Here is a 14,868-nt window from a genome sequence, read left to right as displayed (position 1 = left end):
AGACGAGATTCAGCTGCTTCACACGACCGCGAACTTCGAGGTGCGCACGTTGGCTTTCCAGATGCCGGACCGCGGCGGAGGCCCGACCGGGCCACGGATCAGAGTGGGCCGGCCGTCCAGACGTGCCCGGACCCTGCTCATGACACTGGGCATTCTGGCCGTTCTGGCCATGGTGTTCGTCATGTTCGCGGGGTTCTGGACCGACTGGCTCTGGTATCGCTCGGTGAAATACTCGTCCGTTTTCACCACCACCCTCTGGACCAAGATCGGCCTGTTCGCGGTCTTCGGTCTGCTCATGTCGGCAGCCGTCGGCGTCAACATCTGGCTGGCGCACCGGTTGCGCCCGCCGCTGAGCGCGATGTCGCTGGAGCAACAGAGCCTCGACCGGTACCGGATGGGCATCGCCCCGTACAAGAAGTGGGTGCTGCTCGGGATCACCGCCCTCGTCGGGCTGATCGCCGGAGCGTCCGCCTCCGGACAGTGGCGTACGTGGCTGATGTGGGTCAACGGGGTGCCCTTCGGGCAGAAGGACCCGCAGTTCAACATGGACGTGAAGTTCTACGCGTTCGACCTCCCGTGGTACCGCTTCATGCTCGGCTTCGGTTTCGCCGCCGTCGTACTGGCGTTGATCGCCGCCGCGCTGACCCACTATCTGTACGGAGGGCTGCGCGTCACCAGCCCCGGCGCGCGCGCGACGGGTGCGGCCACCGGCCATCTGTCGGTGCTGCTCGGTGTGTTCGTCTCGCTCAAGGCCGTGGCGTACTGGCTCGACCGGTACGGGCTCGCGGTCAAGGCGAGTGACTTCAAGGCGACCGGCAACTGGACGGGTCTGCGGTACGTCGACGCCAACGCCTATCTGCCGGCGAAGACGATCCTGTTCTGCATCGCCGCCATCTGCGCCGTGCTGTTCTTCGCGACGCTCTGGCGCCGCACCTGGCAGCTGCCGGTGATCGGCTTCGGCCTGATGGTCCTGTCCGCCATCCTCATCGGCGGCCTCTACCCGGCGATCGTGCAGAAGTTCCAGGTCCAGCCGAACGAGCAGGCCAAGGAAGCTCCGTACATCGAGAAGAACATCGATGCCACACGCGCCGCGTACGGCATCGACAAAGCGGATGTGACGGACTATTCCGGCAAGGGTGACCCCGACAAGAAGTCGCAGCAGCGCGAGGCGGCCGATTCGGCCGCCAGTTACCGGCTGGTCGACCCCAACGTCGTTTCGCCCGCCTTCCAGCAGCTCCAGCAGGAACGCAAGTACTACCAGTTCCCGGACACGCTGGACGTCGACCGCTACCTCGGTCCGGACAAGAAGCCGCAGGACACGGTCATCGGTCTGCGCGAGCTGAACATCACCGGTATCCCCAAGCGCAACTGGATCAACGACCACTTCACCTACACCCATGGGTACGGAGCGATCGCGTCCAAGGGCACCGGGACGGTCACCGACGAGAACGACGGCACGGTCGGCGCACCCGACTTCACGGAGTCCGGCCTGCCGACCACCGGCCAGCTCGGCACGTACGAGCAGCGGATCTACTACGGCGAGAAGACTCAGCAGTACTCGATCGTGGGCGGCCCGCAGAAGGAGCTCGACTACGAGAAGAACGGTGAGAAGACCACCAGCTACAAGGGCAAGAGCGGGGTCGATCTCTCCAACCCGGTGAACCGCGCGGCGTACGCCGTGGCGTTCAGCGAGCCGCAGATGCTCTACTCGGGCGCCATCGGTGAGGGTTCGCGGATCCTCTACAACCGCACGCCGAAGGAGCGCGTCGAGGCGGTCGCGCCCTGGCTGACCATCGACGGCGACGCCTACCCGGCCGTGGTCGACGGCAAGATCAAGTGGATCGTCGACGCCTACACCACGACGAACGGCTATCCGTACGCCTCCCGTACGACGCTGGGCGACACCACGGCCGACTCGCTGACCAACAACCAGCGTGCGGTCGTCGCGCAGCAGAACCAGGTCAACTACATCCGCAACTCGGTGAAGGCCACCGTCGACGCGTACGACGGCTCGGTCAACCTGTACCAGTGGGACACCGAGGACCCGGTCCTCAAGACCTGGATGAAGGCCTTCCCGAACACGGTGAAGCCGAAGACGGACATCGACGCGGACCTGCTGGCCCACCTGCGCTACCCGCAGGACATGTTCAAGGTCCAGCGTGAGCTGCTCACCCGCTACCACGTCACCGACGCGGCCCAGTTCTACAGCGGCTCCGACGCGTGGCAGGTGCCGGACGACCCGACGAACAAGGACAGCAGTGCGGTCCCGCCGTACTACCTGAGTCTGAAGATGCCGGGGCAGCCGTCACAGAAGTTCTCGCTGACGACGACGTTCACACCCAACGGACGCCCGAACCTGGGGGCGTTCATGGCGGTGGACGCCGATGCCACCAGCAAGGACTACGGCACCATCAGAGTCCTGAGAGTGACCTCCACGGTCCAAGGGCCACAACAGGTGCAGAGTGAGTTGAACGGCGTGCCCGAAGTCGCCGAGTTCGTACGGAACCTGAGAGGCACCGACTCGGACATCGAGTACGGCAACCTGCTGACGGTGCCGCTCGGCGGAGGGTTCCTCTATATCGAGCCGGTGTACGCCCGGGGTGGCAGCGCCAACTATCCGCTGCTGAAGAAGATCGCCGTCTCCTACGGAGGCAAGCCGGTCTTCAAGGACAGTCTGTCCGAGGCGCTGAACGCGGTGTTCGGTGTCGACGGGGCCGAGCCGCCACCGGAGACGCAGCCACCGGGCGACACGACGCCACCGCCGGCCACCGGCGACGCCGCGCTCAAGAAGGCCATCGCCGACGCCCAGAAGGCGTACACCGACGGTGAGGCCGCCCTGGCGAAGCAGGACTGGGTGGCGTACGGGAAGGCCCAGGAGGCCCTCCAGGACGCCCTGGCGCGCGCGGCGGAGGCGGAGACGTCCACGGACACTCCGGCCAAGCCGCCGGCGGGCGGGAGCGGCGACAGCGGCTGATCAGTAACTACCCCGCGTCGTGGTACGGTTGGGACACAACGACGCGGGGTGGAGCAGCTCGGTAGCTCGCTGGGCTCATAACCCAGAGGTCGCAGGTTCAAATCCTGTCCCCGCTACTCAGTAGGACGAAGGCCCGGATCCGATCAGGATCCGGGCCTTCGCTCTGTGTTGTGGTGCCGTCGTATCTGTTAGTGGCCGGTCCGTGACAGCCTGTCCGGTGAAGTGCGTGGCGGTGACGGGGAGTTGGCCGCAGAGGTGTTTGAGTTGTCTCTCTGTGGGCATGTCGACAAAACGCTGAAGTGACCTTGGTGGCCGCGATATACCAGGTGTACGCGGGTAACAGGTGGTGCAACGATGGATTTTATGGGGGACAGGGCAACTCTGTTGGAGACAGGGCGGTTTGTACAGCGACAGGTAGAAAGTTCCGCCGAGACCGATAATTCCGCGGGCGCGGCCGGTGTCACACCGGCCGGCGGCCCCACGGAGAGCGCCGACGCCGAGACGGAGGCGCGCCACCGACGTGCCGCCGAAGGCGGCGACGTCGCGTCGATGAGCGTGCTCGGCGCGCTGCTGCTGCGCCGCGGTGACCTCGACACGGCCGAGAACTACCTGCGCGCCGCGACCGCCGAGGGCGACCGTGCCGCCGCCAACAACCTGGGTGTCCTCCTCCACCAGCGCGGTTACACCGAAGAGGCGTCGGGCTGGTGGCGGGTCGCCGCCGTCGCCGGTTCGGCCGCCGCTGCGCACGCGCTCGGCAGGCACTACCGCGAGCAGGGTGACGAGCCCGCCGCCGAGTACTGGCTGCGTCAGTCCGCCGAGCAGGGGCACGCGCTGGGCGCCTACGCGCTCGCCGACCTGCTGGAGCACCGCAGCGACGTCGGTTCGGAGCGGTGGCTGCGGGCCGCGGCCGAGCAAGGGCACCGGGAAGCCTCGTACCGCCTCGCGCGTGCGCTGGAGCGGCAGGCGCGTCAGGCCGCCCGTACCGGCAACAGCGTCCGCGCGGTCATCGCCGGCAGGGGCGAGCGGGACCGTACGGGCGACCGCGCGGACTCCGGTGTGCGCAAAGCCGCCGTCGGCACCGGTCCCGGCACGAGCCCCGGCGCCCAGGACACCGACGCCGGGCAGTCCCTCCTTACCGAGGCCGCCCAGTGGTACCGGCAGGCGGCCACGCGCGGGCACCGCCGTGCCGCGCTGCACCTCGGGGCGATCCTGGAGGGCCGCGGCGAGCTGAAGGAGGCCGGGCGCTGGTATCTGACGGCAGCCCAGGACGGCGAGGCGCGGGCCGCCTGCGCCCTCGGCTTCCTGCTGCGCGACGCCGGTGACGAGGAGAGCGCCGCCGTCTGGTGGCTGCGCGCGGCGCAGGAGGGCGACGGCAACGCCGCCAACGCGCTCGGCGCGCTCCACGCCGCGCGCGGCGAGCAGCAGACCGCCGAGCGCTGGTACCGGGCCGCGATGGATGCCGGCGACGTCAACGGCGCCTACAACCTCGGGCTGCTCTGCACCGCCCAGGACCGTACGGCACAGGCCGAGCAGTGGTACCGGCGCGCCGCGTACGCGGGCCACCGCGAGGCGGCCAACGCCCTCGCCGTACTGCTCCTCCAGGCCGGGGACCCGACGGGCGCCGAGCCGTGGTTCTCCAAGGCCGCCGAGGCGGGCAGCGTCGACGCCGCGTTCAACCTGGGCATCCTGTACGCGGGCCGTGACGACGACCGTGCGGCCCTCGTCTGGTACGAGCGGGCCGCGGCTGCCGGGCACACGGAAGCGGCCCTCCAGGTGGGCATCGCGTCCCTCAGGGACGGTGACGAGCAGGCGGCGGAGCGGCATCTGCGGTGCGCAGCGGGTGGCGGCAGCACGGAGGCGGCCTTCCGGCTGGCGACTCTGCTGGACGCACGGCAGCCGCCGCCGCGCGCGCCGGCGCTCGGCGAGGCGCAGCCGGAGAAGACCGAGTGCGAGCAGTGGTACGAGCGCGCGGCCGAGCACGGTCACCGGCGCGCCCAGGTGCGGGTCGGGATGCTCGCCGCGGGCCGCGGCGACATGACGGACGCGGCGCGCTGGTACCGGGAGGCGGCCGAGGCGGGCAGCCGTAACGGCGCCTTCAACCTGGGGCTGCTGCTGGCCCGCGAGGGCAGTGAGCGGGAGGCGGCGCTCTGGTGGTCGCGCGCCGCGCAGGCCGGGCACGGACGCGCGGCGCTGCGGCTCGCGCTGCTCGCGGCCCGGCGTGGGGAGCTGGCCGAGGGACAGCACTGGTGCGCCCGCGCGGTGGAGCTGGGACCGTCCGAGGTCACCGAGCGGGCGGCGCGGCTGCGCGAGGCGCTGCACCAGGAGCTGACGGCGTGAACGGTGGTCGCGGCAGGGGCGACCACGGCTCGGCCGGCCCACCGGCGGTCCGGCGCCGAAACAGGGATTTGCGCTGGTCGACGGGGTGACGTAATGTCGAGTTCACCGACGCGGGGTGGAGCAGCTCGGTAGCTCGCTGGGCTCATAACCCAGAGGTCGCAGGTTCAAATCCTGTCCCCGCTACTCAGTAGAACGAAGGCCCGGATCCGATCAGGATCCGGGCCTTCGTCATGTTCGCTGTTCACCGGGACCCGGGGGCGGGGCCGCTCGCCGGAGGGCTCAGGCTTGGGCGCAGTTGGGGCAGGTGCCCCGGTATGTCACTTCCACGTCCGAGATCGCGAAACCGAAGCGCTCGGTCGCCGGCAGGTCGGCCAGCAGATCGCCCGCCGGGTGCACGTCGCGGATCGTGCCGCAGTGCGCGCAGACCAGGTGGTGATGCGGCCGGTGGGCGTTCGGGTCGTATCTTTTCGCGCGGCGGTCCGTTGATACCTCCAGGACCTCGCCGAGCGTCACCATCTCGCCCAGCGTGTTGTACACGGTGGCCCTGGAGATCTCGGGGAGCCTGGCGACGGCGCGTGCGTGCACCTCGTCCGCCGTGAGGTGCACGTGGTCCCCGTCGAGGACTTCGGCCACCACGCGTCGCTGGGCGGTCATCCGCCAGCCGCGTTCGCGAAGTCGTTCCAACAGGTCACTCATGAGGATCAGCTTAACAGTGACGGCGCCCAGATCCTGAACGAGTGTGAAGTTGGACTCCTACTTGACTTAGACAATGTCCATCGTAGGATCGCTACTGGCAATCGCCGAGCGACAGGTTCGGCTCGTACGACGCAGGAGGCGCACGTGACGCAGGGACCGCTCACCACGGAGGCCGGCGCGCCGGTGGCCGACAACCAGAACAGCGAGACGGCGGGCTCCGGCGGTCCCGTTCTGGTCCAGGACCAGGCTCTTCTGGAGAAGCTCGCCCACTTCAACCGCGAGCGCATCCCGGAGCGGATCGTCCACGCGCGCGGCGCCGGCGCGTACGGCACGTTCACGCTCACCCGCGACGTCTCGCGGTGGACGCGCGCGAAGTTCCTCTCCGAGGTCGGCAAGCAGACCGAGACGTTCCTGCGCTTCTCCACCGTCGCCGGCAACCTCGGCTCGGCCGACGCCGTACGCGACCCGCGCGGCTTCGCCCTCAAGTTCTATACCGAGGAGGGCAATTACGACCTCGTCGGCAACAACACCCCGGTGTTCTTCATCAAGGACGCCATCAAGTTCCCCGACTTCATCCACACCCAGAAGCGCGACCCGTACACGGGCAGCCAGGAGGCTGACAACGTATGGGACTTCTGGGGTCTGAGCCCCGAGTCGACGCACCAGGTGACCTGGCTGTTCGGCGACCGCGGCATCCCCGCCACGCTGCGCCACATGAACGGGTACGGCTCGCACACGTACCAGTGGAACAACGAGGCCGGCGAGGTCTTCTGGGTCAAGTACCACTTCAAGACCGACCAGGGCATCAAGAACCTCACCGCCGACGAGGCGAACGTGCTGGCCGGCACGGACCCGGACAGCCATCAGCGCGATCTGCGCGAGTCCATCGAGCGCGGTGAGTTCCCGTCCTGGACCGTGCAGATCCAGGTCATGCCGGCGGCGGAGGCGGCCAACTACCGCTTCAACCCCTTCGACCTGACCAAGGTCTGGCCGCACGAGGACTACCCGCCGGTCGAGATCGGCAAGCTGGAGCTCAACCGCAACCCGGAGAACATCTTCGCGGAGGTCGAGCAGTCGATCTTCAGCCCGGCGCACTTCGTGCCCGGTATCGGGCCCTCGCCCGACAAGATGCTCCAGGGCCGTCTCTTCGCGTACGGCGACGCCCACCGCTACCGCGTCGGCATCAACGCCGACCACCTGCCGGTGAACCGTCCGCACGCCACCGAGGCGCGTACGAACAGCCGTGACGGCTTCCTGTACGACGGCCGGCACAAGGGCGCCAAGAACTACGAGCCGAACAGCTTCGGCGGCCCCTTCCAGACGGACCGGCCGCTCTGGCAGCCCACCCAGGTCACCGGTGCCACCGGCAACACCGAGGCCCCCAGCCACGCCGAGGACAACGACTTCGCGCAGGCCGGGAACCTCTACCGGCTGATGTCGGAGGACGAGAAGGCGCGGCTGATCGACAACCTCGCCGGGTTCATCTCGAAGGTGTCGCGCGACGACATCGCCGAGCGCGCGATCAACAACTTCCGTCAGGCGGACGGAGACTTCGGCAAGCGGCTCGACACCGCGGTCCAGGCCCTGCGCGGCTGACGGCCCTCGCCGATGAAGGGGTGGAGGCCGGGTTCCGGGACGGACCCGGCCTCCACCGTTGCTCCAGGATCCCTCTCCGGCTCAGCCCGTCAGCGCCGTAGGGCGGCGCCTGGCCGGTGCCCAGCAGCGGATGATGTCGCGTACGGACACGATGCCGACCGGTTCCCTGTCGTCGCAGACGATCAGATGACGGAAGCCGCCGTGGGTCATCGCCTCGGCCGCCTCCTCCAGGGTCCAGACCGGAGAGGCGTACACGACCTCCGTGGTCGTGTGTGTGCCGGCGAGTTCGACCTCGGGATTCTGCCCGGCGCCGATCGAGATCAGGATGTCACGCTCGGTGATGATCCCGAGCCCGCTGGTTTCGGTGTCCAGCACCACTGCGGCGCCGACCCGGCGTGCCGCCATCAGCTGCGCGGACTGGCGGAGTGTATGGGTGGGCCCGATGGTAAGAACCACCGTGCTCATGGCGTCACGGACGAGCATGGACGGAGCCACCTCCTAGGTGGTGAACCGGCCCCTCTGCTGGAGAACGGATTCACAAGCGCACAAGTGGGGGGACTTTCAGAGTGACACCGGCACGGTCCGTCAACAAGGGGGCGGGCGAAGCTGTCTACCCGGCGCGCGACGATCAGAGCCGTACGCCCCGGGCGCCCCAGGGGCTCCAGGTCCCCCGAATGGCCCATCGCCCCGTGGATTAATTTCCCGGACGCCCTCGGCGACGCCCGGGTGAGGGGTACCTGTCAGCAGCGCCGTCGTCAGTAGCGCTGGTTCAGATAGCCGAGCAGTTCCTCGTGCAGCACCCCGTTCGACGCCGCCGCGTTCCCGCTGTGCGGTCCGGAACGCCCGTCCAGGCCCGTGAACCGCCCGCCCGCCTCCTGCACGATGATCGCCGGCGCCGCCATGTCCCACAGCGAGAGCTCCGGCTCCGCGCACATGTCCACGGAACCCTCGGCGACCATCATGTACGGCCAGAAGTCGCCGTACCCGCGCGTACGCCAGCAGGCCCGGGTCAGATCCAGGAACCCGTCGAGGCGGCCCTGCTCCTCCCAGCCCTTCAGTGAGGAGTGGGCGAACGAGGCGTCCCCCACCCGCGAGACCTTCGAGACCCGCAGCCGGGTCGCCGACGAGAGGCTGCGGCCCGAGTACGCGCCGCCGCCCTTCGCGGCCCACCAGCGGCGCGCCAGCGCGGGCGCCGACACCACACCGACCACCGGCTCGTAGCCGCCCTCGCCCGCCACCATCAGGGAGATCAGCGTCGCCCAGACGGGCACGCCGCGTACGTAGTTCTTGGTGCCGTCGATCGGGTCGATCACCCAGCGGCGCGGCCCGGTGCCCTCGATCCCGTACTCCTCGCCCAGTACGGCGTCACGCGGCCGGGCGCGCTGGAGATTGCCGCGGATCAGCTCCTCGGCCGACTTGTCGGCCTCACTCACCGGGGTCATGTCCGGTTTGGTCTCGACCTTCAGGTCGAGAGCCTTGAACCGGTCCATCGTCGCGGCGTCGGCGGCGTCCGCGAGGACATGGGCGAGTCGCAGATCATCGTGGTAATCGGGCATGGTCGTCACAGTATCGACAGCGCCCAAGATCGGGCTACGGCCCATGGGCGGCCGGACCGGCTCCGGGTCCTCTTGACAGCGCGCGAGGCTGCGTCAACTCTGAGTGCGGAGCCGAACGGCCCGGGAGGCACCTATGCCTACAGCGCGTGAAGCCCTACTCAATGCCGCTCTTTCGGCGCTCACGGACCAGTCCTGGTCCGCCGTCAGGATGGTCGACGTCGCGTCGGCCGCCGGGGTCTCGCGGCAGACCCTCTACAACGAGTTCGGCAGCAAGGACGGTCTGGCCCGTGCCCTGGTACGGCGGGAGGCCGACCTCTATCTGCACGGCGTCGAGCGACTGCTGACCGAGCCCGCCGACCCGGTGGACCGGCTGGTTTCGGTCGCCGAGTGGACGGTGGCCGAGGCGCGCTCCAGACCTCTGCTGCGGGCCCTGCTCACCGACTGCTGGACCGACCGCCATCCGGCGCCCCGTCCCGTACGCCCCGCGGCCCCTCCGGGCGGCGCGCCCGCGCAGCGCCGCGCGGATGCCGGGGCGCCCGCGCCCGCGGACCTGGTCGCGGCGGTACGGAACCGGGCCGTCGCCGCCCTGGACCCGGGGCGGCCGGATCGCCGGAGCCGTACGGAGGCGGGTGGGCCGCCGCGTACCGAGCCCCTGCGGGTGCAGGCGGGTCGGGTGCAGCGGGCACGCGTCGAGCAGGCGCGGGCGGATCAGGCGCGTGCCGAGTGGGGGCGTACTCCCCAGCACCGCAGACCCGAGCGCGCGCGGCCCGACCAGCCCACCGCCGCCCCGCTCCGCGCCCCCGAGCCCCTCCTCCGTACGAAGGACGAGTCCGCGGAGCTGGCCTTCCGCTGCGAACTGGCCGTACGGCTCGCCCTCGCACATGTCGTCGCGCCCGACGGCGAGCCCGTCGGGCAGCTGGTGCGCGCGGCCGTCGCCGGCCCGGTCGCGGGGGTCAGTGCTGGGACGAGCCCGAGAGCTGGAGGCCGATGACGCCGATGATGACCAGTGAGATCGAGACAAGCTTCAGCGTGGAGACCAGGTCGTCGAGGAAGACCATCCCGTAGATCGCCGTACCGGCGGCGCCGATGCCCGTCCACACCGCGTACGCCGGTCCTACGTCGAGCTTCTTGAGGGAGAGGGTCAGCAGACCGAAGCTGGCGAGTGCGAAAACCGCGAAGGCGATCGTCGGCCAGAGCCGGGTGAATCCGTGGGAGAGCTTGAGACAGACGGCGAAGCCCGTCTCCAGCAGCCCTGCGACCACGACCAGCAGCCACGCCATCGTTAGTGCCTCCCGCATCGGTGACCGCGTCGTTCCCGCGCCTTGGAAACCCTTCCTAGACCTTGCCAAGACTTGGTGAGTTTATGCACTCATCAAGGCTTGCAGAGGGCAAACATGGCGCGGCCGGTGGGGGATCAGTCGCCCTCGCGCCGTTCCCGGGTCGAGAGCAGCCGGCGCAGTGAGTCGAGCCTCGACGGGTCCGCGTGCCCCTCGGCCACCCACGCGTCGAGCGCGCAGTCCGGCTCGTCGTGGCTGCACGCGCGCGGACAGTTCTCCGTCCCCGGTACGAGATCCGGGAAGGCCAGGATGACGCGCGAGGGATCGACGTGGTTCAGACCGAAGGAACGGATGCCGGGAGTGTCGATGACCCAGCCGTCCGTCTTCTCCAGCGGCAGCGCCAGCGCGGACGTGGTGGTGTGCCTGCCGCGCCCGGTGACGGCGTTGACCTGGCCGGTCGTCCGGCGGCGCTCGTCCGGGACGAGCGCGTTGACCAGGGTCGTCTTGCCGACGCCGGAGTGCCCGACGAACGCGGTCGTACGGCCCGAGAGGTAATCGCGTACGCGGTCGGCGGCCTCGCCCGTTTCCAGTTCGTCCCGTCGCGTGACGACGTATCGGATACCCAACGGCCGGTAGGTCTCCAGGAGTTCGTCCGCCGGCGCCAGGTCGGACTTCGTCAGGATCAGCAGCGGTTCGAGGCCCGCGTCGAAGGCGGCGACCAGACAGCGGTCGATCAGACGGGGCCGCGGCTCGGGGTCGGCGAGGGCGGTGACCACGGCGAGCTGGTCGGCGTTGGCGACGATCACGCGCTCGTACGGGTCGTCGTCGTCCGCCGTGCGCCTCAGTACGGAGCGGCGCTTCTCGATCCGTACGATGCGCGCCAGCGTGTCCTTCTTGCCGCTGAGGTCCCCGACGAGCCACACCTGGTCGCCGACCACGGCGGCCTTGCGGCCCAGCTCCCGCGCCTTCATCGCCAGGACGACGGTGTCGCCCACCAGACAGGTCAGCCGGCCCCGGTCGACGGTCAGCACCATTCCCTCGGCCGCGTCCTCGTGCTTGGGACGGATGTTGGTGCGCGGTCGGTTGCCCTTGGGGTTGGGGCGGGAGCGGATGTCGTCCTCGTCCGGGTTCTTGCCGTAGCGCCGCATCGCGTCAGGCTCCCGCTCCCGCGAGCATCTCGGTCCACATCCGCGGGAAATCGGGCAGGGTCTTGGAGGTCGTCGCGACGTTCTCGATCTCCACACCGGGGACGACGAGGCCGATGATCGAGCCGGCCGTGGCCATGCGGTGGTCGTCGTAGGTGTGGAAGACACCGCTGTGCAGGGGGCGCGGGCGGATGTGGAGGCCGTCGGCGGTCTCGGTGACGTCCCCGCCGAGCTCGTTGATCTCCTTGGTGAGGGCGGCCAGCCGGTCCGTCTCGTGCAGCCGCAGATGGGCGACGCCGCGCAGGGTGGACGGGCCGTCGGCGAGCGCCGCGACGGCGGCGATGCCGGGGGTCAGTTCGCCGACCTCGCCCAGATCGATGTCGATGCCGTGGATCCGGCCGGAGCCGGTGAAGTGGAGCCCCTGCGCGGTCAGTTCACAGGAACCGCCCATTTCGGTGAAGATCCGGCGCAGCGCGTCACCGGGCTGTGTGGTGCGGGTGGGCCAGTCCCGTACGGTCACCCGGCCGCCGGTCACGAGGGCGGCGGCGAGGAACGGCTGGGCGTTGGAGAGGTCCGGCTCCACGGTCAGGTCCCGGCCGAGCACAGCGCTGGGGGAGACCCGCCAGACGTTCGGCTCGCCGCCCGTCTCCGGCTCGTCGACCTGGGCGCCGACGCCGCGCAGCATGTCGACGGTCATGCGGATGTGCGGCAGCGACGGCAGGGTGGCGCCCACGTGCCGTACCTCGACGCCCTGGTTGAAGCGCGGGGCGGAGAGCAGCAGCGCGGAGACGAACTGGGACGACGCGGAGGCGTCGATCTCGACGGTGCCGCCGTCGAGCGCGCCGCCGCCGTGCACGGTCAGCGGGAGCGATCCACGCCCCTCGTCCTCGATGCGGGCGCCGAGGGCGCGCAGGGCGTCGATGACGCCGTGGAGCGGGCGTACGTAGGAGCGGGGGTCGCCGTCGAAGTGGATGGGTCCGTCGGCGAGGGTCGCGACGGGCGGCAGGAAGCGCATGACCGTGCCGGCGTTGCCGACGTCGACCGTGGCCGGGCCGTGCAGACCGTTGGGGAAGATCCGCCAGGCCTCGCCGGTGAACGAGGGGCTGCCCGCGCCGCGTACGGGGGTCATGGACCCCGCGGCGACCGAGCTGGAGGAGACCGTCTCCTCGATGCCGACGCCCATCGCGCGCAGGGCGTCCGCCATCAGGAGGGTGTCGCGGGAGCGCAGGGGCCGACGCAGCCAGCCCGGTTCGGCGGCGAGCGCGGCGAGGACGAGGCCACGGTTCGTGACCGATTTCGAACCGGGCACGGTGACCGTCGCTTCGACGGCCCCGCTCGCGTGAGGGGCGGGCCAGAGGGCAGGGTGCACGGCGCTTTCGGTCATGGTCTTTACTTTAATGGCTGCACAACGGCCGCGATCCCGATCAAATACGTTGAAATCGGGGCGTAATACGAAGGTGGTATGGGAGCGTCCGGCCGGCTCGCGACGCCTCACGCGCCCGTCCTACAACCCCAGCAGCCAGGTCCCTCCGCCGATCAGCGAGCACAGCGAGACGGCGTGGAAGAGGAACAGCCACATCGCCGGCGGCACGTGCGTCAGCCGTGCGAGCTGGTCGGCGTCGGAGTCGGGGGCGCCGCCGTGCCGCCGCTTGGACTGGAGCTCGAAGGCCGGCCGTACGCCGCCGAGGAGCAGGAACCACACGGCGGCGTAAGCGAACGCGGCCTGCACGGTGGGACCCGTCAACCAGGAGATCAGCAGGAAGGCGGCACCCGTCACGATGACGGTGAGCGCCCCGTACGCGTTGCGGATCATGACCAGCATCACCAGAAGCAGGGCCGTCGCCAGCCAGAGCAGCAGCGTGATGTGGTGCGCGGTGAGCAGCCAGGCGCCGCCGAGGCCCAGCAGGGACGGTGCCGTGTAGCCGGCCGCCGCGGTGAGGATCATGCCGATGCCGGTGGGCTTGCCGCGGCTGACGGTGAGGCCCGAGGTGTCGGAGTGCAGGCGGATGCCGTCGAGCTTGCGGCCGGTGAGGAGGGCGACGAGGCCGTGCCCGCCCTCGTGGGCGATGGTCACGGCGTTGCGGGACAGGCGCCAGAGGGGCCGCGGGCCGACGGCGACGAGCGCGACGGCGGCGGTCGCGATCACCAGCCAGTCCTCCGGGACGGGCTGGGTGCCGAAGACGCGATCCCACAGATCGGCTATGGAGGCGGCCGCGAGGGCGCTGGAGTCGGTGCTGATCATCGCTCGGGCGGCTCCTTAGGAGGATGTGCGTCGTCGCAGTGTGGCACTTGTGTGCGGGGCGGGGGCCTCGCACAGCGGACAGGGGCATTCAAGCCACCTGCGGTCAAGGGCAGTTCAAGTCTTGACGACACCCGAGAGCTGCTGCCATGGTCTAGACCTAGTAGAACATTCGAGTACTGGTAAGCCCCGCGACAGCGCTCCACCGGACCGTCACCGGATCTCTGTGGCTGTCGATGCAACTGTTCGTGCACCTTCGCGAGTTCCCCACACGCAGTGAGTCCGTAACGGGCCCCGGCCGCCCGCGCCTCGGGCGCCGGTCCCGTCGGGCGTCACCACGAAGGAGTTGTCATGCACAAGAAAACTCGGCTCGCCCTCGTCCTGAGTGCGGCGGTCGCGCCGATCATCGCCGTCACTCTCCCCGCCCCGGCCGCCTCCGCGCACGGCTGGGTCAACTCGCCCGCCAGCCGGCAGGACCAGTGCAAGACCGGCGTCGTCTCCTGCGGCGAGATCAAGTGGGAGCCGCAGAGCGTCGAAGGCCCGAAGGGCCTGAAGAGCTGCAACGGTGGGCTCGCGCGCTTCGCCGACCTCAACGACGACAACAAGGGCTGGCAGCGCTCCAACGTCGGCGTCAACCAGACGTTCAACTGGACGCTGACCGCGCGGCACCGCACCACGACCTGGCAGTACTTCGTCGGCAACACCAAGGTCGCCGAGTTCAACGACGGTGGTGCCACGCCCGGCGCGACCGTGAGCCACAACGTCAACTTCGGCAGCATCCGCGGCAACCAGAAGGTCCTGGCCGTCTGGAACATCGCCGACACCCCGATGGCGTTCTACTCCTGCATCGACGTCAACATCCGCTGACCGAAGCGGAGTCGAGCTGACACATGTCCCTGTCGGGGCCGGGGTGCTCCCCGGCCCCGACAGGCATGGCGGCCCCCTCTCCGCGAAGCGGCCCACGCCGACGGCGGACAATCTGCGAGGGTTGGTGGCGTGTCGGTAGCGTGACCCGGCGCGAGTGCGTCGGCAGGTCGAGGAGTGGTTG

General features: G+C 69.7%; 11 protein-coding genes, 2 tRNA genes and 1 pseudogene. 7 read left to right on the top strand and 7 right to left on the bottom strand.

Annotation, left to right across the window (positions count from 1 at the left end; all coding sequences use genetic code 11):
• The first annotated feature begins 61 nt into the window (after nt 1-61).
• The 4 genes from OIE74_RS12200 (at nt 62) to OIE74_RS12185 (ending at nt 5,494) form a co-directional block, all read left to right on the top strand.
• Nucleotides 62-2,974 (top strand): UPF0182 family membrane protein, encoded by a 2,913-nt coding sequence (locus tag OIE74_RS12200; RefSeq protein ID WP_329392265.1) that lies wholly within the window; start codon nt 62-64, stop codon nt 2,972-2,974.
• 42 nt (nt 2,975-3,016) lie between these two features.
• Nucleotides 3,017-3,090 (top strand) — tRNA-Met (locus OIE74_RS12195).
• Nucleotides 3,091-3,328: 238 nt separating this feature from the next.
• Nucleotides 3,329-5,311, top strand: coding sequence for a tetratricopeptide repeat protein (locus tag OIE74_RS12190; protein WP_329381882.1), 1,983 nt, complete (start codon nt 3,329-3,331; stop codon nt 5,309-5,311).
• Between the two features lie 109 nt (nt 5,312-5,420).
• Nucleotides 5,421-5,494: transfer RNA gene (locus OIE74_RS12185), tRNA-Met, on the top strand.
• A gap of 96 nt (nt 5,495-5,590) precedes the next feature.
• Here OIE74_RS12185 and OIE74_RS12180 read toward each other — a convergent pair.
• Complete coding sequence (locus tag OIE74_RS12180; protein ID WP_329381876.1) at nt 5,591-6,007, bottom strand: Fur family transcriptional regulator; 417 nt, start codon at nt 6,005-6,007, stop codon at nt 5,591-5,593.
• 144 nt (nt 6,008-6,151) lie between these two features.
• On the opposite strand from OIE74_RS12180, the gene OIE74_RS12175 reads away from it, so the two are divergent.
• The gene (locus OIE74_RS12175; protein WP_329381873.1) at nt 6,152-7,603 is read left to right on the top strand and encodes a catalase; all 1,452 of its coding nucleotides are present in this window, start codon (nt 6,152-6,154) and stop codon (nt 7,601-7,603) included.
• An 81-nt stretch (nt 7,604-7,684) separates the two neighbouring features.
• On the opposite strand, the gene OIE74_RS12170 is transcribed toward OIE74_RS12175, so the two are convergent.
• Together OIE74_RS12170 and hisN are read right to left on the bottom strand one after the other, a co-directional pair.
• Complete coding sequence (locus tag OIE74_RS12170; protein ID WP_329381869.1) at nt 7,685-8,086, bottom strand: CBS domain-containing protein; 402 nt, start codon at nt 8,084-8,086, stop codon at nt 7,685-7,687.
• A gap of 272 nt (nt 8,087-8,358) precedes the next feature.
• Nucleotides 8,359-9,159: a histidinol-phosphatase gene (hisN, locus tag OIE74_RS12165; protein ID WP_329381866.1), complete on the bottom strand. Its 801-nt coding sequence runs from the start codon at nt 9,157-9,159 to the stop codon at nt 8,359-8,361.
• A 133-nt stretch (nt 9,160-9,292) separates the two neighbouring features.
• On the opposite strand from hisN, the pseudogene OIE74_RS12160 reads away from it, so the two are divergent.
• Nucleotides 9,293-9,766: pseudogene (locus OIE74_RS12160) on the top strand (TetR/AcrR family transcriptional regulator); the annotation flags it as partial.
• A gap of 346 nt (nt 9,767-10,112) precedes the next feature.
• On the opposite strand, the gene OIE74_RS12155 reads toward OIE74_RS12160, so the two are convergent.
• The 4 genes from OIE74_RS12155 to OIE74_RS12140 form a co-directional block, all read right to left on the bottom strand.
• Entirely contained in the window at nt 10,113-10,439 is a 327-nt protein-coding gene (locus tag OIE74_RS12155) for a DMT family transporter (protein ID WP_329381863.1), read from the bottom strand.
• Nucleotides 10,440-10,573: 134 nt separating this feature from the next.
• On the bottom strand, nt 10,574-11,584 hold the full coding sequence (gene rsgA, locus OIE74_RS12150) for a ribosome small subunit-dependent GTPase A (RefSeq protein ID WP_329381860.1): 1,011 nt from the start codon (nt 11,582-11,584) through the stop codon (nt 10,574-10,576).
• 4 nt (nt 11,585-11,588) lie between these two features.
• Complete coding sequence (gene aroA, locus OIE74_RS12145) at nt 11,589-12,965, bottom strand: 3-phosphoshikimate 1-carboxyvinyltransferase (protein ID WP_329381857.1); 1,377 nt, start codon at nt 12,963-12,965, stop codon at nt 11,589-11,591.
• 120 nt (nt 12,966-13,085) lie between these two features.
• Nucleotides 13,086-13,823, bottom strand: a complete 738-nt coding sequence (locus OIE74_RS12140) for a M50 family metallopeptidase (protein ID WP_329381854.1) — start codon at nt 13,821-13,823, stop codon at nt 13,086-13,088.
• Between the two features lie 348 nt (nt 13,824-14,171).
• Here OIE74_RS12140 and OIE74_RS12135 point away from each other — a divergent pair, with 348 nt between their 5' ends.
• A complete protein-coding gene (locus OIE74_RS12135; RefSeq protein ID WP_329381852.1) occupies nt 14,172-14,687 on the top strand; it encodes a lytic polysaccharide monooxygenase auxiliary activity family 9 protein in 516 nt (171 codons plus the stop codon).
• Nucleotides 14,688-14,868: the final 181 nt, after the last annotated feature.

Source organism: Streptomyces sp. NBC_01716 (assembly GCF_036248275.1).
GTDB lineage: Bacteria > Actinomycetota > Actinomycetes > Streptomycetales > Streptomycetaceae > Streptomyces.
This window is presented reverse-complemented; position numbering and strand designations above follow the sequence as displayed.